The sequence below is a fragment of the Dyadobacter sp. 22481 genome (assembly GCF_052044875.1).
Classification (GTDB): Bacteria; Bacteroidota; Bacteroidia; order Cytophagales; family Spirosomataceae; genus Dyadobacter; species Dyadobacter endophyticus.
The window spans coordinates 2,016,906-2,041,727 of the sequence record NZ_JBQENV010000001.1 but is presented as its reverse complement, the minus strand read 5'-3'; the positions used below and the strand labels follow the sequence as shown (position 1 = coordinate 2,041,727).

The 24,822-nt window shown below is 52.8% G+C and carries 15 protein-coding genes; 8 read left to right on the top strand and 7 right to left on the bottom strand.

The features are described from left to right. Position 1 precedes the first annotated feature (1 nt). Both ACTJJJ_RS07890 and ACTJJJ_RS07885 read left to right on the top strand, forming a co-directional pair. The gene (locus ACTJJJ_RS07890; protein WP_188928847.1) at positions 2–301 is read left to right on the top strand and encodes a hypothetical protein; all 300 of its coding nucleotides are present in this window, start codon (positions 2–4) and stop codon (positions 299–301) included. After that, the gene (locus ACTJJJ_RS07885; RefSeq protein ID WP_426294182.1) at positions 291–1,973 is read left to right on the top strand and encodes a PepSY-associated TM helix domain-containing protein; all 1,683 of its coding nucleotides are present in this window, start codon (positions 291–293) and stop codon (positions 1,971–1,973) included. The genes ACTJJJ_RS07890 and ACTJJJ_RS07885 overlap by 11 nt, the downstream gene beginning before the upstream one ends. Here ACTJJJ_RS07885 and ACTJJJ_RS07880 read toward each other — a convergent pair whose 3' ends face one another. Then, positions 1,974–2,279, bottom strand: coding sequence for a winged helix-turn-helix transcriptional regulator (locus ACTJJJ_RS07880; protein WP_229221297.1), 306 nt, complete (start codon positions 2,277–2,279; stop codon positions 1,974–1,976). A gap of 189 nt (positions 2,280–2,468) precedes the next feature. On the opposite strand from ACTJJJ_RS07880, the gene ACTJJJ_RS07875 reads away from it, so the two are divergent. Then, entirely contained in the window at positions 2,469–3,899 is a 1,431-nt protein-coding gene (locus ACTJJJ_RS07875; protein ID WP_426294183.1) for an MFS transporter, read from the top strand. 40 nt (positions 3,900–3,939) lie between these two features. Here the strand turns inward: ACTJJJ_RS07875 and ACTJJJ_RS07870 are convergent, their stop codons facing one another. The 4 genes from ACTJJJ_RS07870 to ACTJJJ_RS07855 form a co-directional block, all read right to left on the bottom strand. Then, the gene (locus tag ACTJJJ_RS07870; RefSeq protein WP_426294184.1) at positions 3,940–4,779 is read right to left on the bottom strand and encodes an alpha/beta hydrolase; all 840 of its coding nucleotides are present in this window, start codon (positions 4,777–4,779) and stop codon (positions 3,940–3,942) included. A 5-nt stretch (positions 4,780–4,784) separates the two neighbouring features. After that, entirely contained in the window at positions 4,785–6,644 is a 1,860-nt protein-coding gene (locus ACTJJJ_RS07865; protein WP_426294185.1) for an arylsulfatase, read from the bottom strand. A gap of 33 nt (positions 6,645–6,677) precedes the next feature. Beyond that, on the bottom strand, positions 6,678–7,988 hold the full coding sequence (locus tag ACTJJJ_RS07860; RefSeq protein WP_426294186.1) for a hypothetical protein: 1,311 nt from the start codon (positions 7,986–7,988) through the stop codon (positions 6,678–6,680). A gap of 264 nt (positions 7,989–8,252) precedes the next feature. Continuing rightward, positions 8,253–10,892 carry an exo-rhamnogalacturonan lyase family protein gene (locus tag ACTJJJ_RS07855; protein ID WP_426294187.1) on the bottom strand — a complete coding sequence of 880 codons (2,640 nt, stop codon included), beginning with the start codon at positions 10,890–10,892 and terminating at the stop codon, positions 8,253–8,255. A gap of 388 nt (positions 10,893–11,280) precedes the next feature. On the opposite strand from ACTJJJ_RS07855, the gene ACTJJJ_RS07850 reads away from it, so the two are divergent. From ACTJJJ_RS07850 to ACTJJJ_RS07830, 5 genes are all read left to right on the top strand, one after another. Continuing rightward, on the top strand, positions 11,281–14,592 hold the full coding sequence (locus tag ACTJJJ_RS07850; protein WP_426294188.1) for a SusC/RagA family TonB-linked outer membrane protein: 3,312 nt from the start codon (positions 11,281–11,283) through the stop codon (positions 14,590–14,592). Positions 14,593–14,605: 13 nt separating this feature from the next. Continuing rightward, positions 14,606–16,861, top strand: a complete 2,256-nt coding sequence (locus tag ACTJJJ_RS07845) for a RagB/SusD family nutrient uptake outer membrane protein (protein WP_426294189.1) — start codon at positions 14,606–14,608, stop codon at positions 16,859–16,861. A gap of 24 nt (positions 16,862–16,885) precedes the next feature. Continuing rightward, entirely contained in the window at positions 16,886–18,259 is a 1,374-nt protein-coding gene (locus ACTJJJ_RS07840; protein ID WP_426294190.1) for an arylsulfatase, read from the top strand. 5 nt (positions 18,260–18,264) lie between these two features. Beyond that, on the top strand, positions 18,265–18,969 hold the full coding sequence (locus ACTJJJ_RS07835; RefSeq protein ID WP_426294191.1) for a DUF6250 domain-containing protein: 705 nt from the start codon (positions 18,265–18,267) through the stop codon (positions 18,967–18,969). An 88-nt stretch (positions 18,970–19,057) separates the two neighbouring features. Beyond that, positions 19,058–20,098, top strand: coding sequence for a ligand-binding sensor domain-containing protein (locus ACTJJJ_RS07830; protein WP_426294192.1), 1,041 nt, complete (start codon positions 19,058–19,060; stop codon positions 20,096–20,098). 105 nt (positions 20,099–20,203) lie between these two features. On the opposite strand, the gene ACTJJJ_RS07825 is transcribed toward ACTJJJ_RS07830, so the two are convergent. Together ACTJJJ_RS07825 and ACTJJJ_RS07820 are read right to left on the bottom strand one after the other, a co-directional pair. Further along, a complete protein-coding gene (locus ACTJJJ_RS07825; protein WP_426294193.1) occupies positions 20,204–21,634 on the bottom strand; it encodes a RagB/SusD family nutrient uptake outer membrane protein in 1,431 nt (476 codons plus the stop codon). Between the two features lie 14 nt (positions 21,635–21,648). Continuing rightward, complete coding sequence (locus ACTJJJ_RS07820; protein ID WP_426294194.1) at positions 21,649–24,690, bottom strand: SusC/RagA family TonB-linked outer membrane protein; 3,042 nt, start codon at positions 24,688–24,690, stop codon at positions 21,649–21,651. Between the last annotated feature and the right edge of the window lie 132 nt (positions 24,691–24,822).

Here is a 24,822-nt window from a genome sequence, read left to right as displayed (position 1 = left end):
TATGCCTGCCAATAAGAAATATCTGACCCAATCGCCCTGGCTGCGCCTGAGCAAGATCCTCGCGGGGAGTGTCGGCGGATATGCCGTTACCATAAGCTTGCATCTGTTTTTCACTGCATTCCTGCCCAAGGAAGACGTCATCATAACCGCTTGTATCACCGGCTACATCCTGTGGGCATTCCTGTTGCTATACGCGTTCATCGCCACGAACGTATGGCGGGTGTGGGGCCTCTATCTGTTGCTCACGCTCGTGTTTGCCCTGCCTTACCTACTGAAATTCAACTTTAATCATGGATACTAGGAAGTATAACATCTATTTTCACACCCATACCATTAGCGGGATCTTCATTGCCGGGTTGCTGTATGTCATATTTTTCGCTGGGTCCTTTTCTTTTTTTAAAGATGATATTTCTGCCTGGCAAAAGGGCCGGCCGGAGGTAGGGCATAAGTTCGACGCACCGTACAATCACCTGCTCGACTCGCTTTCTCAGCACTATAACCTTCGCGGCCGCAACTTCAATTTCTACCTGCTTCGCCAGGGCCAGGGAAGCTACGTGGACATGACTGCCTCTCAGGACACGACCGTCAGCAAACCCATGCCTAAGCTCAAAAAGGAGGAAGGAAGAAGGGGAAGAGGGAGAAGGGATGAGGGCGATGCGGCCTATTTCCGCTATCATTTTGCGGATAAAACAACAGGCGACTATTCGGACAGTTACGATATGGCCGAGTTCCTATACCGCCTGCATTTCCTGGCGCAGCTCAACCAGGTCGGTATCAATATCGGAACGCCGTTCGGGTATCTGGTGGCGGGGATTGTGGCATTTCTTTTCCTGTTCGCCCTGATTACCGGCCTGCTGCTGCATTGGGATAAGATCAAGTCCAATTTCTTCCTTTTCAGGCCAATGAGTAAATGGAAGACCGTCTGGACCGACATGCACACGGTACTTGGTGTGATCGGTTTTCCGTTCCAGTTCGTATTTGCGGTAACAGGCGTTATCCTGATTGTGAACTATGTGCTGCTTGCGCCTTTTGCCAACCTGCTCTACAATGGAGATAGTGAAAAGCTGTATGAGAGCCTGCAATACAACCGGACCGTGAACGTGGATTACACCTATAAGCCAATGGACGGAACCTTCGATATGGACGCATTTGTGGGAAAATGGCATAGCGAATGGAAAGACAGCCAGGTCTCGCGCATTTACATCCGCAATTATATGGACAAGAGTATGCAGGTCAGCCTCGAAGCCAAGCCGAACCCCAGCGCCAACTTTGCCGGATCGGGATTTGTGACGGTTGATATTGCCAGCGGTAAAATACTCGAACAAAAGTCACCCAATGCCGGGGGGAATTACATCGATGGCGTCAAGAGCCTCGTATACCACCTGCATTTCGGCGATTTCGGTGGGCAGCCGTTGCGGATCGTGTTCTTTTTACTGGGGTTAATGGGCTGTGCCGTTATCATTTCGGGCATTATGATCTGGCTCGTTGCGCGTGACAAAGTTGCTACCGAGCTTCGCAAGCGCAGGTTCAATTTCTGGGCGAGTAACTTCTTTCTGGCGGCTTGCCTGAGCATGCTACCGGTAACGGCATTTACTTTTATCATGGTCAAAACGCTCGATCATGTGAACCAGTCGGTTATTTATAAAACCTATTTTTACAGCTGGCTCGTGCTGGGCATTTACTTGATGGTACTCCGCAGCCTCCCCCGGATGAATCGTCACACATTACTCTTATCGGCCGTTCTTTGCCTGGGCGTGCCTATTGCCAACGGCATTTCAACCGGCCTGTGGCTCTGGAATACCTGGAAGCAGGGCGCATCCGATATTTTCTTTATCGATGCATTATTCCTCGTTCTGGCGGGCTCCTGTGCGTATGCTTATACGAGGGTGAATGCGGAGGCGAAGCCTTTTAAGGTGCTGAGTTTGAGCAAAGTGCCGGAAAAAGTATTGAAAACCAGCGAAGTAAGAGAATAACTATGGCTTCTTACGGATTTGCCGTTGGTAATCCTCGCCCCAGGCGCAAAGCGAATCCATAATGGGGATCAGGCTTTTGCCGATCTCCGTCAGCTTATATTCAACCCGCGGCGGCGATTCTGCGTAGGCTTCACGGCGCAGAATACCGTCTCGCTCCAGTTGTTTCAGCTGTGCCGTAAGCGTTGCCTGTGTAATGTGGGGGAGCTTGCGGCGCAGCACACCGAAACGCATCGGGCACTCCTCCCGGATCTTGTTGAGCAGCATCAGCTTCCATTTCCCGCCAATAATGTCCAGCGCGATATTCATTGTATTATTTTTTTCTGAAAAAGATCCGGAATCTTCTTTTGTAATCGACTGATCTGCACTGATAGTATCGTCCGTCATACCTGGTATCGTCTTATAAACTACTTGATTACGAGCGTTGGCTGCATGAATTTTGGCCGTAAATGAATGCAAACCGAACATTTCGGTCCGCCATGATCATTCAACAACGCAATGAATACACAAATTTCAAAATGGCTGTTGCTGGCCATTATTTCTTCTTCGGTATTCCTGTCCGTGCTGGACATTTTCATCGTAAACGTCGCTATTCCGGCTATTAAAACCGGCATTCACGGTACCGACAGCGACATTCAGCTTGTGATTGCCCTCTATCTTCTGGGGTATGCGACCTTTCTGGTAACGGGAGGTCGGGCAGGGGATTATTTTGGTCGAAAGAGGGTCTTCGTCGTGGCGATGCTGCTGTTTGTCGTAATCTCGGCAGTCTGCGGTTTCGCACAAACATCCTGGCAACTGAATGCCGCCCGTTTTTTCCAGGGCGTCAGTGCCGCGTTGATGATCCCACAAGGGATAACGTATATTCAGGAGCTTTTTCAGGGCAACAAAGAGCGGGTCAAAGCGCTGGGTATTTACGGAAGCGTGGCCGGGAGCGCTTCTGTGATCGGCCAGTTTCTGGGTGGTTTGTTGCCCGAAATTGACTCCTTCCTGGAAGGTTGGCGGCTTATTTTTCTCATCAATCTGCCCATTGGGCTGGCGGTGGTGCCCATGGCGTTGCTCTTCCTGCCTCCCGACGGTCGGCGTTGCTGCAATGTCGGCTTCGATTATGCGGGCGTTCTCCTGCTTACAGGCGCGCTCGTGTGCCTGATATACCCGCTCATACGCGGTCGCGAACTGGACTGGCCATGGTGGTGTATCGCAATGCTCGCTGCGGGAGGCATTGTGCTCGCACTGTTTGTCAGGGACCAAAAGCAAAAACTGTCGACCGGTAGGCAGCGGCTTCCGTTGCTGGATGTGCGCTTGTTCGGCTTCCGCGATTTCAATATAGGGATGGCGATCGTGCTGTTCTATTTCATGGTGCAGGACTCCTATTTTCTGATCAACGTCGTACTGCTGGAAACCGGTCTGGGATTCAGTTCCTCGGAAACAGGTATATTGTTTGTATTTCAAGGCGTTGGCTACGTGGTGGCGTCACTGGTCTCATTACGGTTGGTCCCGTTGTTTGGCAAAAAAGTATTGCAGGGCGGCGTGCTGACGATGATCATTACATTAGCTTTACATATCATCGTGCTGAATGGCCCGGAAGTGAACCGGCGACTGCTTTACCCGGTCCTTTTCTTATACGGCGCGGGCTGCGGATCGGTATTGCCATCGTTACTGGCTGTGGGCCTGAAAAACATTCCTGTTGAGCTCGCAGGCACCGCTTCCGGTACTTTTTCGACCTTCCAGCAAACTGCGATAGCTTTGGGCATTGGCGTGATAGGAGGGATTTTCTTTTCCAATCTCGGCCCGCTGCCGGATGTTACGGCTTACATTTCAGCATATCGCGTTGCCACCTTTACCAACATGGCATTGCTGGCGTTGGTCGGGTTGTTTATGTGCCTGCTACCGGTAGAGGGAATGGTTCGCAGCGAATCGGTCACACATTAATGTAGCGTCCGGCACCTCTGTAAGCCTGCCCGAACGCACCTCAGAGCGTAGGCTCGCCCTGAATGTACCCGAGCGATTTCAGGAAAACATCAGTGTCGCGTAGGGTTTTGGTGAACCATTCGCCCAGGTTGAAAAAGCCGTGTGGTTGATCGGGGTAAAGGATCAGTTCGCCCTGGCTCCCTGCCTCAGTCAGCTTCGCTTTGTATGCCTCGGCCGTGGCTACCGGCACCAGTTTGTCCTTCGTTCCTAGCATGACCAGCGTAGGCGCGGCGCCTTTCCGGATGTTGTGGTAAGGTGAAATTTCAGTGTAGCGGTTACCAACACGGTCATAGCCGTATTCGCCCGGACCATTGTTGAACACCGGGTTAAAAAGAACCAGCGCATTGGGCCGCGAGCTGACCGCTGCGTTTTCAGTCGGCTCGTCGAGTTTAGTTAGGTCGGTAGCTGCCGCAACATGCCCGCCGGCCGACCCACCAGCTGCTACAATGCGGTCGGGATAGATGCCTAAGTCGCTGGCGTGTGAACGTACGTACCGGATCGCCGATTTACCGTCCATCACGGCTTCGAATGGGGTGGTATGATGCCGGGATTGCACGCGATAGTCGGCCAGAATGGCCACCATTCCACGTGATGCCAGGTACAGAGCCTGTTTTTGGAACTGCCCGGTATTGCCGCTGATCCAGCCGCCTCCAAAGAAGAAGACAATGGCCGGGTACTTGTTCGTCGCGTTAAACCCTGCGGGCCTAAACACCCGCATATGCAGGCTTAACGTATCGATCTTTTTATAGACAAGCACCTCAGGGATAGTATCCTGTTCGGTCTGGGCGTGTAAATAGCCCAGACCGAACAGGAGGAACAGGAATGTGAGTTTTAAATGCATGGTCGTTATTTTCCCGCCGGTTGCTGCTGCGCAGGCTGCGGCTGTCTTCGTTTGAGGACATCGTCCCAGGTGATGTAGGGATAAATGTTGTATTTTTTTGCCTGTTCTTCAAAAAGTGCTTTCAGTTCTTCCAGCTTCTTCGGATTCTTTTTGGCCAGATCGATGCGCTCGTTGAAATCCTCATTCAGGTTGTAAAGCTGCCAATCGTTATGATCCGGGTTAGCGACGCTGATGGCACTCACAAGGTTACCCGTTGCCGCTGCTGTGGGTTTGTAGGCAAAACCGGCCTTCCATCCATCCTGGTAAATCGACCGCGACCCGAAAATGTAATAGTACTGTGTTTTGTGGCGCGAGGCGGCTTTGGCGTCATTAATCGAATAGGCCAGCGAGGTTCCCTGGATTGTGTCCTGTTTGATGCCCCTGATCACCTCTGGCGCTTTGATACCTGCTATTTCCAGCGTAGTAGGCAACAGGTCGATCACGTGCCCGTACTGGGTGCGGACGCTGCCCTTGTCGGTAATGCCTTTTGGATAGAATGCAATCAGTGGGTTACGTGTGCCACCTTCCGAATGTGCATCCTGTTTCCAGTATTTGAACGGCGTATTGGCCGCCTGCGCCCAGCCGAGCGGATAGTTGGCATTGGTACCTTCCGGTGATCCGATCAGGTCGATCTGCGCCAGGTTGTTTTTAACCTGCTCGGCCTCCGAAAGTGGCGCTGCAATTGCCGCCGCCGAGGATCTTGCAATCACACCACCCAACGCGCCTTCCTTACTGGCTCCATTGTCGCCGATTACCACCAGAATAAGTGTGTTATCGAGCTGGTTGATCTTTTTGAGATGGTTTACAATCCTTCCCACTTCGTAGTCGGTATAGGTAAGGTAGCCCGCATAAACCTCCATGAAACGTGCATACAGCTTCTTTTCATCGGCCGAAAGGCTCGCCCAGGCGCGGATATTCGGGTTACGCTCGGGCAGGATCACATTGGCGGGAATGATGCCCTGCTTCTTCTGTTGGGCAAACACCTTTTCGCGAAACTCGTCCCAGCCGCCGTCGAACTGGCCTTTGTATTGCTCGCTCCATTCTTTAGCAACCTGATGTGGGGCGTGGGTGGCGCCAGGCGAGTAGTACAGAAAGAATGGCTTGTTAGGCGCGGCCTTTTTTTGTCGGTCGATAAAACTGATGGCCTTGTCGGTGATCTGGTCGTTCAGGTGGCGGCCGTCCGGCGTCACGTGGGCGTTGTCTTCCACGAGGTCAGGCTTGTACTGGTCGGTTTGCGAGCCCAGAAAGCCGAAGAAATGGTCGAAGCCCTTACCCGACGGCCAGCGGTCGAATGGCCCGGCGTCGGTGGCGTCCTGGTCGGGCGTAAGGCCATATTTGCCGACGGCGAAAGTATTGTAACCGGCTTCGCGGAGGATTTCGGCGATGGTTCCCTTGTCGGAAGGAATGCGGCCATCCCAGCCTGGGAAGCCAAACGACGACCAGGTGTGGGAGAAGCCGCCCTCATGCACCGAATGCTGGTTGCGGCCGGTAAGCAGCGCTGCGCGGGTCGGGGCGCAAATGGCAGCCGTGTGGAAATTGGTGTAACGCAGCCCGTTATTCGCCAGGCTGTCGAATGTAGGCGTGCGGATCACCCCGCCAAATGTGCTCGTAGCACCGAACCCGACGTCGTCGAGCAGTACCCAAACCACGTTGGGCGCTCCTGCGGGTGCTTTCACGGGGTTAGTCCAGACTTCCTTCGATTCAGCCAGCGTTTTGCCGACCGTGCCGGTAAACGGCTGCTGTTGTTGCGTGATGTTTTGTGCGGATGTGCGCGAGGTGAGCCCTGCCGCCAGCAATGCCACCAGAAGTATTTTTTGAGAGCGCATATGTGAAATGTTTAATGAAATAGGACGTGAATGCTACCAGGCCCGCTTTTCTTCCAGCGGGTATTTCTTTTCTATTTTATTCAAAACGACAAACAGCGAATCGCGGCCCTCATTCACGCCGCGCAGAATGTAACGGCCCGGTGCAGGCTGCTCATAATGCAGGGTGATATGCGCAGCGGTATCGACGCGGTTGTGCAAATGGAACACCTTGTTGACCGTATCGGCCTTATAGCCATAGTAATAGCGGCCGATATTACCGTAGTACTCCGTCGTACGCACGGCATTGCGCGTATCGAGCCGGAAGTTTTTGTTCACTTTAATGCTGATGGTGTTGAACTTCTCGAAAATCACATTATCCCAGCGGACAGAATCGGTTGGCGAAGGCGCCAGAAGCCGGTTGTTCAGCCGGAATTCCGTGACCTTGTAAAGACCTGTTGCGGAGGGCAGACCATCGTCGAGCGGCAGTTTGAACGACTTCCCACTGGCGAACAGTTGACCGTAGCTGAAACCTCGGAATACCACAAAAAAGAAGATGAAGCCATACTTGAATGCGATTCTCAGGCGGTTTGGCCAGATGTTGCGGAAATGGAATGCGGGAACGAATGTGAGCGCCACGGCTCTGTGTTCGATGAGGATGTCGTAAAACCTCCGGCTGTCGCGGACAAGCAGTAGCAGCGACAAGGAGAGCAAGTGGAGGCTGGTAAGCTCCACGCCCGCGTCATAACCGATGTTGACAAACCAGATCGGCAGCAGAATAGCGACCATCATCAAGGCACCCAGCGTGGTAGTACGCCGGAAAAGCAGCAGCAACGTCGCTACTAGCTCGAAAATGCCTGCGAACACCTCAAAAAAAGGAGAAACGCCGGTTGTGAGCCAGTAGAGCTTGCCCGGCGTGAAATCGCCAAGGTTGGTATTGAGCTGGCTGATGGTAGGGAAAGGCATTTGGACCGGAAACACCTTGGCCCAGGCAAACCACGACATTCTCAGAATGATCCCGTAGCGGGCCGCGACGTAAAACCAATAATACAGCTTTTCAAAATCCTTCCGCCGACGATCGATCAGCTCCCAGCCGAAGCCAGCTGCCAGGCAAACGAGCAAAGTCAGGAACCAGCCCGTGTAGTTTTTGCCTTCCTGACTGGCAAAGAACCACGGCTTGTTCTGTGAAATCACATCCAGCCAGCGAAAGGGGTAAGAGTTTACATTAAACCCCGCATCAAAGTCCTGTTGATAAAACTCGGGATTAAAGGGAATCGTACTGATCACCGCATAAATCAGCGCAACGCGCAAGAGGATTTTTTCATAAGGCTTCCAAACGGATGCCGGCAAAGGGGTAGAAACGGGCATAAGTAAAATCGGTATTGGTGGCGCAAATTAGCTAATTTTAATATTAACCAATTTAATCTATAAAATAAATAGACTAATATTTCGGAATGTTACCACTTGACTGAATGACTGAATCGAAGGAATGGAATGAATTTTATCGGTCTGCCGGACCGCCGGACCGATGACCGAATTGATTAAGTCAGGAGATCAGAGGTAGTCATAAATTGTCAAGATTAAATAAATACAACACTTCACTAGTCTTGACCATACGTGACATTCAGTCATTTAATCATTGAGCTGATCGCCCGCAAACGCCAGACATTGCATCGCCGCAAGGCTCCATTGCGCCACGCCGTTGGTGGATATCTGGGTTGATTCCCCTCGGAAAAACTCCTGCCATGCCCGCTGGGCCAGTACTTTGTCGCCCGTTGCCCGGGCCGCGAAAGCAGTCAGGCGGGCGTGGCCTTGTTGAAGGCTTAGCTTTTTGAGGCTTTCGCCCAATGCCTGCTTCTGCGCGTCGGGCGTCGCATTGTATAACCGGCAATAATCCAGCCAGGCTTGTCTGAACGCCTTGTCCTCGACGAGGTAGCTTAGCTCGTAGCACACCTCCGCGAGGCCGAAGACGGCGCTCAGGTGCGATACCGATATTTTCCCGGTCGGCTCGGGCTGAAATGCGCCGGTTTTCAGGTTTAATAGAGACGATCCCGTGAAAAATCCGTGCGGTTGGGCGGCGATGGTGCGCATGCTGTTCAGCAGCTTGTCGCGGATGGCATTGTCCTGCGTGCGCTCCCATTCGGTGAGCCAGGCTCCGGCTACTGCGCCCCAGTCGGTGCCGAACGAGACCGTAGCGAGATCGGAGTTTTCGGTATTTTTCGGCGCTGCGGCATTCACTTTTCGCACGGGCACGACTGTTTGAAGTGTCTGCACCGCATTGATCTGCTCCCGCATGAGCTCGCCCACGCGCTCGTCGCCCGTGAGGTAATAATAAAACCGCCGGTTGGTAGCCGTACTGATCCGCAATTGCTTGGCGCTGCAACCCCAATGCATTACATTATGCCGCGACCCGAGCGGCGCGAACGGGCCTATGTGATGTACATCCACCTCGCCGGTATGGCGCGTCATAGCCTCGGCCAAGCGAAATGCGTCGGCGCGGCCGGTACGCAGGAAGTAGTACCAGAGCCAGATATCCGTCGATAGCTCGGAATTGTCCCAGGCGAAGCCGCCGACGTCGTATTTCCAAACGTGCCGGTCGGTGTCGTAGGAATGCATAAAATCCCCGTAGTTCCAGAAACCGTACCAATGTCGTGCTTCCACTTCATTTTTATAATAATCAAAATAGGAATCCAGCTGTTTCTCGATCTTCTCTTTCTTTGGCGTGGCACGGTCGGGGAGGCTGAATGCACCTCCAAAAACGCCCGTCGATGCCAGGTATGCCGGCGTCGGCAATAGTAACGGGGGCGACTGTATTTGCCGCGCGATCTCAGCCAGCGCCGCGTTGGCAGGCGTTGCAGGCAATGCCCAGAGCTGGATCTCGCTCGTGCGTGCAACCCCGTAGGGGCGCCCGAAGCCCGGTTCATAATCCTCATAAGTGATTTCCAGCCCTTCCAGTTGCTTGGCGTGGGTGTCCTGGCCCATGCCGTCGTGGTAAAAACGGAGGTCCATCGGCTGAGCACGCGGCGCCCAAAGCCAGAGCGTGACTTCGCCGTGGTCCTTGTCCGCATTGCGGACGTCGAGCTGAGCAGGGTGGCTCTGCCAGAAATTCCGGATACCGAAAGCCGCCCCGCCCGCTGGTGTACCCACATAACCTGTACCCGCCGACCGTTTTCCGTAAGCCGATTGCAGCCAGCCGTGACTGGCCGTAGTCTGTTTTTGTATTTCAAATGCATCCGGTGTCGGCTGGAAAAGCGTGTAATTGCCGAATGCGGGAATGTATTGCAGCCTTTTGGATACGTTTTCGGGAAGCTTATCATTCGCGGGCGTGGCCTGCCCTGCGACCTGCGCTTCGGTAAATGCCTTGCCCGGATCGCGGCGAAGGCCCGTTAGCCCCCGCACGGCTTCGGCGAATATGCCGTCGTTTTCGCCCGCGAACCGGATATGCCGGTTGTGCAGTTCCTGTTGTTGGAACGGCACCTCGAAGCGGACGCCCAGGCCCCGGATGAAATCCTTGTTTTCGTCGACGTCATATATAACGGTGTGCATAATCCGCACTGCCTCGCTGCCAGCATAAAAATAGAGCCGCACCGTAAATGGAAGCAACTGCCGCCCGGCGTCCGCATGGCTTCCTTCGACTTTCACCACCGCACGTATAGGGCCATTTTGTTCGATTGTAAGCTTATTGATTTTGCCCTCGAAACGGTTAATGGAAGTGTTGGTCTCTTCAAGGTCGGAATCCTGCCGCTGAACGAGTAGCACCAGTCGAGCATTACCGGCAGTGATATTGCCGCCGGTAGCCAGTGTTTCGAACAATGTATTTTCATTTTTCCGGATCAGGCACTGCAACTTGCCCGTATCGATTTTCAAGTGTGTTCCATTTTCTTCGATCAGCGGTTTAACGGGCCGGTTTTGGGGTTTAATGGGTTGGATCGTCCAGTTGCCCTTTGGTATCTCAGTCGCTGCTAGCGCGTGTGCGGTCCATTTCAGTGAGCCATCGGGCCAGTAGGCCAGGGGCCAGGTTTGTACGGCTTGCTCGGAGTTGCCCGCCCAAAGCCGGAAACCGCTGGTAGCCTTCACCGACCCTTTCGGCCAGGGAACGCCCCAGGTCGTGCCGCGCATGGAGTGGCTGGGCTGGTCGAGCCAATGGAGCGGGGCGGCCGGAGCATCGGGCGCACCGGTCGGATATAGGTTCGGTAAGTTTGCTAAGACGGGGATGCCTGCTGCGGCCGTGACTGAGTTTTTTACAAATTTCCTTCGTGTTACTTTTTTCATTTGTATATCGGTAAGGGCACTCTAATACCTTGTTTGCCTTCAAAAGCGAGGCAAATTAGCAAAGTTTTTTAGTATATATTTCTTGTAGATTAAATAGATTATCTATTTTTGTGTCAAACCTACAATTATTCTATAAAATTGTATATTTTGAATATATAGTTGGTCAATTAGTGAAATTTACGAGATTTCATTGGACTCCGTTGATCCATTTTAAAAATTCATTTTAGCTGAGCACGTCAGCGAAACCGGCATGATCGCGACACGCCGGTGCATTTGCCGACAATTCTTTCCGTGTAGAACCGCCCTGCACGGCCAGGGAATGCTTTATTCAAATAATCCCAAAAAACGAAATGAGTACCAACCGCAGCGACCGAAGGTCACCGATTTTATGAAGCAACTTTTTTATCATTTCAGCATCGTCGTCTGCCTGGCGGGGGCGTCGGTCATGGTGCATGCCAAGCCCGCCGAAACAAAGCGGAATGCACCGGTAAGGCCGGGCCGCAATGCCGAACGGACAGTAAAAGGTACTGTAAAGGACGACAAAGGGGAGGGGCTACCCGGCGTGAGCGTAGTGATCAAAGGCACCACGCGCGGCTCGCTTACCGACGAGACGGGGAATTTCGAACTGTCTGTCCCTGAGCATGGAACCGTGCTGGTGTTCTCGTTCGTAGGCTATGTGCAGCAGCAAGTTACCGTAAACAATGAATCACTTTTAAATGTGGTATTGCTCTCGGACACCAAATCCCTTGAAGAATTCGTGGTGGTAGGGTACGGGACCCAGAAGAAAAGTGATGTAACAGGAGCGATTTCGAGCCTTTCGGAGGCACAGCTCCGGGAGCGACCTGTGCAGAACGTGGTGCAGGCCATGCAGGGTAAGGTGGCCGGGGTGGATATTACCACCAATCAGCGGCCCGGCGAGGTTGGGCAAATCCGCATCCGCGGTAACCGGTCCATCAATGCGTCCAACGAGCCGCTTTATGTGATCGACGGTGTGCCCCTGTCGGCCAGCGAGGTCGGGGCAATCAACCCGAACGATATAGCCTCGGTAGAAGTGCTGAAAGATGCTTCTGCCACAGCCATTTATGGTTCCCGTGGTGCTAATGGGGTCATTCTCATTAACTATAAAGAAGGAAAAAAGGGTAAGACCAATATCAGTTACGATGTGAGTTACACTGCTACGAAGATTCATTCGACGACTGACTGGATGAACTCGGGCCAGCTCCTGAACTGGCAGAGGCAGTCGCATATCAACGGCGGAACTTATACTGGCAAATACGGCACCGCGCCCGACCCGGATTTCGATGTACAAAACTTCGGAGGCGGAGAGCAATACGGTATCAACAGCATTCGCACTGCCTATGAATGGAACGAAGATGGTACTGTGAAGCTACGCGCCGCTACCTCCCAAGAGCAGGCCGCAGGCTACGCCGCGCAAGTGCCGGTTTACAATGCAGCCAATTTATTCGATCAGAAATGGTCCGACCTGGTGACCCGCACCGGCCAGACCCAGAACCATTTGCTTTCCCTGTCATCGGGAACCGACAAATCCCGCGTCTATCTTTCACTGGGCTATCTCAACCAGCTCGGGACATTGAAAGATCAGGATTTTAAACGCTATTCATTGAACCTGAAAGGCGACATTACGCCCCGCAAATGGCTCACCGTCGGTCTGGCATTGAACGGGGTGTATTCGCTGCAGAACTACGGAACTTCCGAAAACTCGTCGAACAGCGGCGCCAAAGACTCGTACGGGCAGGCGCTCGCGCTGATGCCTTATGCACGTGCCTACGACGACAATGGCAATATCCTGAATACCAACCGCGAGGGGCTTTCGGCGCACAACGTTCTTTTAAATATCAATAACTCTACCAACGAGCACAAGCTTGCCTCGCTGCTTTCGAATGTGTATGCTGAAATCCGTTTTACCGAATGGCTGAAATTCTCGAGCAAGTTCGGCGCACAGTACAGCGACAAGGAGTATGGCTCTTTCTACGGAGCCAACTACACCAACCCGTTCAGTGCCGTGGGTACCGCGCCACTGATTGGTTATAATTCGCACAACAAGTCGTTGGGTTGGACGTTTGAAAACCTTTTGTTTTTCAATAAACAAATTGGAATACACAACATTGGTATCACCGCATTACAGTCTGTGCAGCAGAACACCAACAACTCCATCAACATCCGCGCCCAGGGCATTACATTCCCGTCGTCGCAATGGTACAACCTGGCTGCGAACGCGATCGGTAACCCGATGGGTTATGGAACGTCTTACGGCCGTTCGGCGCTGGCTTCCTACATGGGAAGGATCAATTACGGCCTGCTCGACCGCTTCCTTGTGACGTTGACCGGTCGCTGGGATGGTGCTTCAGTACTCGCCGAGGGGAATAAATGGGAGTTTTTCCCTTCGGCCGCCTTGGCCTGGAAGCTGGAAGAAGAGACATTTGTGAAGCAGATCGACTGGATCAGCCAGTTGAAGCTACGATACAGCTGGGGCCGTACAGGTAATTCGTCGGTCAGTGCGTACTCCACCGGCGGTTCTATCATCGGCGCAGCCTATGTTTTTAATGAAACCCAATATGCTGGCTACAAATCGGCTACGATGCCCAATACTGCATTGCGTTGGGAGAAAACCGCGCAGCAGAACATTGGTCTGGATTTTGGCTTGCTGAGAAACCGCATTTCAGGGTCGATAGAGGTTTACAAAGCCCGGACGAGCGATTTGCTCATGTCGCGCTCTATCCCGCCGGTACTGGGCTATACGAGCATTCTAAGCAATATCGGGAAGACGGAAAACCGTGGTATCGAGATCACGATTTCTTCGGTGAATGTGCACCAGAAGGACTTCACCTGGCGGACGGATTTGAACTGGTCGCGCAACCGGGAGAAGATCCTCGAATTGACCAACGGCGCAACGGACGATTTGGCGAACGGTTGGTACATCGGTCAGCCGATCTCGATTTTCCGTGATTACCGGTACGACAGGCTTTGGCAAGACACGCCGGAGGATCTACGGCTGATCGAGCTTTACAAGAAGATCGGCAACATTACCGCGTTGCCCGGGCAGGTGAAGATCAAAGACCAGCCATTGGTGCAAGTGGCTGAGGGCGCGGCCGGTGCGAAATCGGTGACGCTGGCAAGCGGAGAGGTGGTCAATTACCTCGATAACGGCTTTGGAACTATTAATGACAGCGACAAGTCGATCCTCGGCAACAACCGCCCTTCCTGGACGGCGGGTCTGACCAACACATTTGGCTACAAAAACTTTGAACTGAGCTTCCTGCTGCAAGCGCGCATGAACAACCTGTATTACGGTGCATTGCAAACCTATGGTCGCCGCGTGGAGAACGACACCTGGAGCCCGTCCAACACTGGCGCGGCTTACCCGCAACCGACCACCGCGACATTTACCAACTACAATTACGTACGCAACTATGTGAACGGCTCGCTGGTGGCATTGCGCAATGTGTCGCTCACCTACACGCTCAACCAGGGCATTGCCGACCGCTACAAGATCGGCAGTGCGCAGGTTTACGCGCAGGTACTGAACCCGTTTATGTGGGGTGCCGGGGCCGTGAAGGCAGGATTGAATCCCGAGGACCTTACTGGCTGGGATACTACCGCCGGCGCGCAGGCTGGCGGGCAGACGAACAACACCATCCTGAACCGCAGCCTGGTGCTGGGCGTGAGAATTACTCTTTAACAAAGCATTTCAAATGATGAAAAAATACATCCTACCCATTCTCTTTTTGCTTCCGCTAAGCTCCTGCAAGGAGTTTCTGGAAGAAAAAATGGTGTCGACCATCACGCAGGATTATTTCGAAACCGAAAAGGGGGCCGAAGAACTTGTGGTGGCTTCTTATAATACGCTTCGCTGGAAATACGGCTTCATGGAGGGGCCTTACCTGTTCGAAACCGGCACCGACATTACCGAGCCGACCGATAACAACTGGGCGACGATCAGCCCGGCCGTGTGGGCGCCAACCGGCGAGGCGGGAAGCTATGCCAACAACCTGATGGGCTATTATGCGACGCAATTGCTCGGCAGCTATCCCATTATCAACGACTGCAACAAGGCTATTGAGATCATTAAGGAAAAAGCGCCGGGCAAGTTTGGTTCGGATAAGGCATATGCCGATCAGCGCTTGTCGGAAGTGTATTTCCTGCGCTCGTGGACATTCTATATGCTTGTGACACAGCTCGGCGACGTACCAATGCCGCTCCGGAGCAACAACTCGCTGCCTGCGGTTTTCAATTTTCCAAAATCAATCTCAGCGCAGGTTTACAGCCGTATTATCGCCGATCTCCGCTTCGCACACGAGCATTTGCCAGTGAGCCAGAACGAGCGCGGGCGCATTACGAAAGGCGCTGTTTCGCATTTGCTGGCCAAACTGTATTTGCAACGTGCCCAGGGGCAGGAGTTTAAGCAGTACCGAAATGCGGACGGAACCGTTAACCCGGGCGATGCCAATGCACATTTGGGCCTGCTTTTTAAGGGAGAAGGAACGGGCGACCTGGATTCGGCACGGATTTTCGCGACAGAGGTGATCGATACCTACGCATCTTCGAATGGCGGCCAATTTGGTGGTTTGGCAAGCAATTATTTGGATTTGTTCAAAACCGCGCGCGGTGATTGGAGTAATGAAGGTAATAAGGAGATTATTCTGCAAGCTTCTTACGGAAACAACCTCGACAACGGCCGCTACGGAATGCGTACTACTGCCGCATTTACCTGCGATTATACCAATGCAGCCTGGAACATTCCTTCTAAAACCTGGGCATATGGCCTGCGCAAAGGCACCGGCTTTTTGCCTACCGACTGGGGTTATGATGTTTTTACAGACAAAATCAATGATTCACGCTTTGAAAAAAGCTTTCAGATCGAGTACGTGAGCGCTTCATTCGACAATGCGGCGTTGCAGGACGGCCCGGGGCTGGCTTACACCGATGCTAATAACAAATCGCTGACGTGGACCGCCGATGAGGCGGGTTATTTTAATTCCCATATCCAGGCGGGCTACAACCGGCCGTCGTGGGGTGGGCGCAAGGCTGTGGCCGGTCAGCGGAAGATCGGACAGGGCGATTTGGGACTGGTATTTTTGGAGAACACCAAGGAAACGGCGATTGATATCAGCGAAGCGGTGGCGCAACCTTATGTGCTCTATCCGCGCTGGGTGAAAAAGGGCGGCGAATACTACTACCGCAAAACGGGTGTGGACAGACTTTCGTCGAACACCGGCTTGCTGATCGGCCGTACCATACGCCCATCGTCCCGGAAGTTTATCGACCCGAACCGCAGCACCGTGGATAACCATTTCGGAACGCGCGACGTGGCCATATTCCGTCTGGCCGAAACCTATCTGATCCGCGCGGAAGTGTATGGAAGGCAGGGCAATTATTCGGCAGCGATCGAAGATATCAATGTGCTTCGCGCCCGCGCAGCCTATAAAACCGGCGAAAGCCGTGCGGAAGTGCTGGCAAGATTGTACCCGGGATCGGAAAACCTCGCGCCTGCGGAAAAAAGCTATCCTTATGCCGCTGTGACAGATACTTACAGCAAAATCAAGGTGGATGCCTCGTATTGGGACGGGGCTTCGGCCAAGTCGCGGCTGGAAAATTACCCGCCGGAAGCAAATAGCGCTGCCAGGCGTTTTATTCATTTTATTTACAATGAATACTCGCGCGAATTCAACTCGGAACAGATCGTGTACGAAGGCATTCATCACGCGGGCATACAGCTCGAACGCGTGCTGCACCATAACCAGCTCGCGTCGTCCAAAACCGGCAACTGGCCGGTAGCCGATAACCCGGTGAATGCCAACGGGCAGAATGGAAACGGAAAGGGTGTATTCAAAGCTAAGGACACTTTCAAACCTTTCCCGCAGTCGTATATCAATATGCTGACCGATGAAAAAGGGGCACCGCTGACCACGGACGCCATCAGGAATTACCAGAATCCGGGTTATAATTGATTTTGAGATACAAATAAAATACTGATGCTGAAAAGACTAAGTACATGGGCGCTGGCCCTGCTGATCGGTGCCCGGGCGATGGGGCAGACACCCAATATCGTTTTCATCCTCGCCGACGACCTCGGTTATGGCGACATCGGTGTGAACGGCCAGAAGCTGATCCGCACGCCGAACATCGACGCGCTGGCCAAGGAGGGTATTACCTTCACCGATTTCCATGCAGGCGCGCCCGTGTGCTCACCCTCCCGCAGTGTGCTCATCACAGGCCTGCACACGGGGCATACCACCATCCGCGGGAACGCAACGATCCGCGGCGGTGTTGCCGGTAGCAAAGGCAAGCAGACCGTTCGGAGGACGAACCTGGCTGTTGACGATTTCACGATCGGTACGCTTATGAGCCAGTCGGGGTACACGACGGCGCTGACGGGCAAGTGGCACCTCGACGGTTACGACACCCTCGCCACGCCCATTCACCGCGGATTTGATGAATTTTCGGGCTGGCTGATTGCTTACCCGGGTACTTATGCGAACGGTTACTGGCCTGCGCAGCGGTACATCAATGGCAAGCTCGCCAATGTAGCCCGCAATCAGAACGGTCAGAAAGGCTACTATGCAGACGACCTGACGACGGACGAGAGCATTGCATTCTTGTCCAGGCAGCAAGGTTCAAAGAAGCCGTTCGTGTTGATGATCAACTACAACAGCCCGCATTCACCGCTGGACGCTGCGGACAGCACTATTTATAAAAACAAGGACTGGCCAGAGGATATGAAAATCTACGGCGCCCAGGTACACCACCTCGATGAGAACGTCGGACGCATTAAGAAGTGCCTCATCGAGAGTGATTTATCCAAAAATACCATTGTATTCTTCTGCTCCGATAACGGTCCGCGCTCCGAAGGCACCCCACAACAAACCGCCGTGGCCGAGTTTTTCGACTCGAACGGCCAGCTCCGCGGCTACAAGCGCGACATGTACGAGGGCGGCATCCGCGTGCCCATGATCGTATGGGCGCCCGGAACTGCCAAAGCGGGCACCGTAAGCAAGGAACCGGCCTATTTTGCCGATATTATGCCGACGTTTGCCGACATTGCGAAGTCCAAAGTGAAGTATAACACCGACGGTGCGAGCGTACTGCCGGCCATTAAAGGGCAGAAGATTTCGAAGCCCCGGTTCCTGTATTGGGAGTTTTTCGAAAAAGGCTTCGAACAGGCCGTGCGATATGGCAACTGGAAGGCAGTGAAAGCAAAAGGGAAACTCGAACTGTATGATCTGGATAAGGACATCGGCGAGACGAACGACGTAGCCGCCGGGCATCCTGACATTGTTGCAAAAATTGAAAACTATTTAAAAACCAGCAGGACAGAATCGCCATTCTGGCCGGTGGAAGGGGAATGAAAGGAATGTTTAGCTTAATAGGCAGGGCAGCGCTGGGCGTTGTCCTGCTCTTTTGCATTCGGGCAAATGCGCAAACGGCCAGCAAGCCGAAGGATAAGCTGTTGTATTCCGAAGATTTTTCGGGAGAACTGGATAAGACGCGCTGGCATGCGGAAATCGAGCCGGTGGGGCAATCGGAAGTGCGTACCGACAAGGGCAGGCTGATACTGAACACCGCGGGAGGCGTAACGGTATGGTTCAAACCCCGGTTGGAAGGAAACATCCGCATTGAATATGACTGGACCGTGCTGGTCGACTCCGGGCGGAATGACCGGCTTTCGGATTTAAATCAGTTTTGGATGGCTACCGACCCACGTAATGCAGACGTTTTTGGGCGAAATGGCAAGTTTGAGAATTATGATTCGCTTTCGCTTTATTATGTCGGTTTTGGGGGTAATACCAATTCAACTACGCGTTTTCGGAAGTACGATGGGAATGGGACGAAGCCGTTACTCAAAGAATATCTGGATAGCGCGCATTTGTTGAAGGCTAACCATACTTATCATATTGTGATAACGGTGATTGATGGGCGGACGACCTTTTCGGTGGATGGCGAAGTGCTTTTCGATTTTATTGATCCGGCGCCGTTAAGGAATGGGTGGTTTGGGTTTCGGTCTACTGGGGCAAGGCATGCGGTGAATGGGTTTCGGGTGTGGGGGGAGCAACTTTAACATTTCATTAACCTTCTTTAACAAGTCGTTTGAAATGCCCGATACAAAAACTTGTAGGTTTGTCGAAATCCTTGATACCCAAAAGAAAATGATGAAATGTGTACACTTGATCGCATTGTTGCTATTTGTCTCCATCACCTGGTGTGAAGGACAAAATGCAACGAACCAGCAAAAGGATATTGTCAAATCCGACACGGCCGGTATGGTCAGCTCCCACGGGCCCGAACGCATCACCCGTAATATCATACAGGACCGAAAAGGCAACATCTGGATGGCCGCATTTGACGGGATTTTTCGATACGACGGAAAGTCGTTCACCAATATCACCAGTAAAGTAAGTTCGGCCCGTTTCTTTTCCGTTTTGGAGGACAGGAAGGGCAACTTTTGGTTTGGTACGATCGGTTCAGGTGTTTATCGTTATGATGGAAAATCCTTTCAACATTTTACAACCGCGGAGGGGCTCGTCGATAACCAAGTCCCTCATATTTATGAAGATAAAACCGGCAATATCTGGTTCGGCACGTTGAAAGGGTTAAGCCGCTATGATGGTAAACAGTTCAGGAACTACAGGGCGAATTGGGGACCGCCTTTCACGAGTCTGGAAACGGGTGACCTTCCGCCTGACGACCATGATGATGTTAATTCCATCGTCGAGGACAAAAACGGGAAATTTTGGCTTGGCACAAGGGGTAATGCCCGTGTTTACGATGGGAAAACATCCTCGGTCCTTGTCCATAACGGGCAAACGTTTACAAATGTCCGTACGATAATAGAAGATAGTAAGGGTAATATTTGGCTGGCCGGGCAGGATGGTCTTTGGCGTTACGACGGTATTACATTTACCAATATCACGGATGATTTTGTGGGTTATGTCTACGAAGACCGGAAGGGAAACATTTGGACGAGCTCTGAAGATGCCGTAAGCGGGAAATGGGGGATTTCCAGGTACGATAAAAAGTCTTTGTCCGATAAAAAGCCAACCGCCACCAAAATAGAGTCGGAATATGAGGTTAATGAACGAATGACTTTTGGAATTCTGGAAGCGAATGACGGAAGTATCTGGTTTGGCTCTCTGGGCGGTGTGTATCGTTATGATGGCAATTCTATTAAGGATTTTAAAGGGAAATAGGGCCGCGGCCGCCAATTTGAATGCTTCCCTGCGTAAAACAAAAGCCAGGCCATCGTGCAGATAGCCTGGCTTTTGTTGTGATGGGGCAGTCAGTCAATGAATTTCCTACTTATAGCCCTCATTCTGTTTCAGACTCGGATTCCGGTCAATCTCGCTCTGCGGGAGCGGGAATAATACCTGGTGGTCGAATGCCGTTTTTCCCCTTCCCTTGGCCAGTTCAATGAACTTCCCATGACGGACCAGATCCTGACGACGCAGTTCTTCGGTGAAGAATTCCCAACCTCTTTCTTTGAGGATATGCGCCCTCAGTGCGTCTTTCGAGACAAATGCGGAAACGGATAGCGCAGCAACGCCTGCTTTGGCACGCACCTGGTTGATCAGCTCCACAGCCGCTTGTGTAGGGCCTTCGAGCTCGTTCAATGCCTCGGCTTTGCTGAGCAGGATGTCGGCATAGCGAACGACCGGGAAGTCGTTGCCGAGGTCGGCACCAGTGGCGGGGAGGTCTTCTTCAAATTTGAAGCTGCGCTTGTCGTCTTGTCCCAATACAATGTGCTTGCCGTTCAGGTCGTCGTATTCGGCCAGGAATGCTTCACGGCGCTGGTCTTTCGGGTCAAATGAGTCGTAGAAGCCGGACAACGTTTTCAGCTGCGTCGCGTAATTGGCTTTGGTCGCACCCTTGTATTTGTAGTTCGGCGGAGCGGCGTGCGGGAGGTAGTTGGTACCCAGCCCCGGCTGCGCCACGTGCGGACGTACGTAAATGAACTCGCTGTTTTTCTCGTTGGCGAGTTTGAAAAGGTCCGTCCGGTTAGCCGAATTGAAGAGGTTGTACGCGTTCAGGTCGATCACCTTCTGGGCGGTTTCGTTCGTTTTCTGCCAGTTTTTGTTGTTCAGGTAAAATTTAGTCAGGAATGCGAGCGCGGCTCCTTTGGTAGCGCGGCCATATTGCTTGGCGGTAACGGGCAGAATATCTGCTACTGCCGTCAGTTCATCAGCCACAAACTTGATAAATTCTTCCTTACCCGCACGTGCAGGCCGGTCTTCGCTGCTGCTAATGCTGTTGGTGATCAATGGGGTAGGGCCAAAGAGGTCGTAGAGCGAAATGTAGCCACTCGCGCGCAAAAAGCGCGCTTCGGCCACGATCTGCTTCTTACGTTCTTCGTCGAAATCGATGTTAGGCACGTTGTCGATCACGAGGTTGGCGCGGTAAATGGCCGCATAATAGCGGGTCCAGGCTACATCGAAAAATTCGTGCGAGGCATTCCAGGTAAAATCTTCTAGTGGCTGCGCGAGCCCGCGTAGCCCACCCTCGCGGATGATGAGGAGGTCAGTTGTGACTTCGGCCATGACCAGGATGTTACGGAAGCCGTCGGTTCCCTGTTTTTGTTCGAGGGCGTAGGCGGCGTTGAGCAATGCTTCGGCGTCGTCGGCGGTTTTGAAGAAATTATTGGGGCCAAAAGAAGAATACACCTCCTCCTCGAGCGGCTTGTCGCAGGCAGCGGCGCCCAGTAGCAATAGTATATAAAGTAACTTTTTCATTGTCTCACAGGATATTAGAAATTGATGCTCACACCCGCGGTGTAGGTGCGCGATAGCGGAAATGCATTGTAATCGGCGCGTACGTTGGAGATCCCGAAGGCACTTACCTCAGGGTCATAGCCCGTGTATTTCGTGATCGTGAACAGGTTCTGGCCTGTTACATACACTTGCAAGCCTTTGATATGCTTCCATTTAGCCGACGGGAAATTGTAAGTGAGCTGCACCGATTTCAACCGCAGGTAAGAGGCATTCTCCACGGCCCGGCTGTTTACATTGCTCGTGTAGGATACAGCCACGGGTACACCCGAGGAATTGGCATTGGTAGGGTTGGCTGGCGTCCAGCGGTCGGTGTAGCTTTCGGCGAGGCGGTTCCGGCGGAACGAGATCGGGTTCTCCGATTCGGTGCGGTTGAGGTTGAACAGCTTGTTACCCCGAACACCCTGAAAGAAGAACGACAGATTAAATGCGCCGTAAGTGAAATCGTTGTTCAGACCATAAGTGAAATCCGGGAATGGCGAGCCGAGGATCGTCCGGTCGGCGGAGTTGATGGTACCGTCCTTGTTCACATCGCGGTATTTGTATTCACCCGGGCGCGAGAGCGGCTGTGCGGATTTTCCGATATCCTCGCCCTGCTGGAACACGCCGTCGACAATGTAGCCGTAATAGGCATTCAGGGGATCGCCCTTTCGGATAATGGTGAAATCATTGGTAAAACCGGCGGAGCCGCCCAGAATGTAAGGCAATGCGCCCAGGTCGGTCACCTCATTTTTCACGACCGAGAAATTCAGGCTCGACCGCCATGTGAAGGGCGCAGTGATGTTGATGGACGTCAGCGAGAAGTCGAAACCGGTGTTTTTCAGGCCGCCCACATTTTTAAAAGTGGTCGTAAAACCGCTGGTTCGCGGGATCGGCAGTTGCAGGAGCAGGTCTTTGGTTTGCTTATGAAAATAGTCGATGCTACCCGACAAGCGGTTGGCAAACAGGCTGAAATCTACTCCAATGTCCAGCTGGGTGGTGGTTTCCCATTTCAAATCGGGGTTGGGAAGCTGGGTAGTGGAAATGCCCACGTAAGGTGCGCCGTCGAAAATAGCCTGTCCCTGTGGCCCGAGTAGCACCAGCGATTTGTAGCTGCCGATGTCCTGGTTACCGGTTACGCCGTAGCTCGCGCGGAGTTTCAAGTCTGTCAATGCATTCACATTTTTGAGAAAAAGCTCATCTTTGATCCGCCAGCCGAGTGCCACTGAGGGGAAGATACCGTACTTCTTGTTGTCGCCGAAACGCGAGGAACCATCGGCCCGGATGGAAGCGGTGAGCAGGTATTTGTCGAGCAAATTGTAGTTCACGCGGCCGAGGTAGGACAACAACTGGTTCTTGGTGCGGCCGGAACCGAGTGAGAAAGTGCTCTGCGCGCCCGCCGCGAGGTTGTCGGTGCCCAATGCATCGAGTGGGAAGTTCTGCGCGCCTGCCGAAAGCGAGCTCACCACAAATTCCTGGTAAGTATAACCGCCGAGGATTTCGAGCTGATTGTCCTTGTTCAGCGCCTTGCTGTACCGGGCCGTGAATTCGACGAGGTTGTTGGAAGCATTGCTCGTGAGCACGCTTGCAATGCCTTTGGTACCCTCTGCCCGTTTGGTGAGCCGCGAGGTGAAAATGTCACGCCGCGAATCCTGGCGGTCGGTACCGAAATTGATCTTGGCGGAAAGCTCCGGCAGGAAGTAATATTCCGCAAAAACGCTGGCGAATGTGCGGTTGGTAGATGCAAAATCGCTCACCTCATTGGCAAGTCCTACGGGGTTTTCCAGGTTCACGATCTGCGTTTGCGTCCAGGTGCCGTTCGGGTTTTTGATGGTAAGGGTAGGGTCTTGGAAAATAGCCGTATTGATCACGCCCGCACCTTCATTCACACTCACGCCATTGGGGACGAAATCGTCCTTTACCTGGCTGGAATTGAGATTTAATCCGAATTTAAACTTGTCGCCCGTGTAATTCAGATTCACCCGGCCAACGTATTTTTTGATGCCTGAGCTGATCACAACGCCCTTCTGATCGAGGTAATTGAGCGAGGCATAATAAGTGAATTTGTCCTGCCCACCCGAGAACGAAAGCTGGTGGTTTTGCAAATAACCTTTTTTAAAGATCTCATCCTGCCAGTAAGTACCCTGGCCCACGGCTGCGATCTGCTCTGCAGAAAATTCGGGGGCTTGCTTCTGGTCCGCACGCAGGTCGTTGAGCAGCGCCATGTATTGAACAGCATTGAGCATCGGAACGCGTTTGGTCACCTCCGACACCGCGCCGGAAAGTGCGTAATTGACGTTCAGCTTGCCCTTTGTGCCTTTTTTGGTCGTGATCAGGATCACGCCGTTCGCTCCGCGCGAACCGTAAATGGCCGTCGCAGAAGCGTCCTTCAAGATCTCGACCGACTCGATATCGTTCGGATTTAGTGCATTCAGCGGGTTCCGGGGCGCTTGTTCGTTCACCAATGTGGAGCCTGGTACCACCGAGGCATTGTTTACTGGCAGCCCGTCGATCACGTACAGTGGTTCGTTGTTGGCATTAATGGAGTTGGCGCCGCGGATGCGGATCGTCACGCCACCACCCGGTTCCGAGCTGGATTGCGTTACCTGCACACCGGCGGAACGACCGGCAATGAGCTGGTCGACAGATGTTTGTATGCCTTTATTAAAGTCTTTGCTATCCAGCGAGCTCACCGAGCCGGTAACGTCACGCTTTTTCTGGGTACCATACCCCACGACCACCAGGTCGTTTAGCTGCCGGGTATCGTCGCTGAGCTGAACGTTGAGTTGTGAACGTCCTTTCACTTCGAGCTCCTGGGTAATGTAGCCGATGCCCGAAAACACCAGTACGGCATCGCGTCCGGCGGTGATCTCAAACCTGCCGTCGGTATTGGTGGTGGTCCCGGCGGTGCTGTTCTTGATGAGCACATTAATGCCCGGCAGAGTCGATTGGTCGGTGGCAGAGGTAACTTTTCCCTGAATGGAAACGGACTGGGCCTGGCTTTGCAGGGCCATTATACCGCCCAGAAAGGCCCAAATCAATCGAATGTGATTTGAACGGAGAAATTGAATCATAGGTAAGCTCGTTAATAACTATACTTGTTTGATGGGCAAAGTAAAGTTATTTTAAACTTTTATACTACTAAATTGGTAGATTAAATAGTATAAAAACGT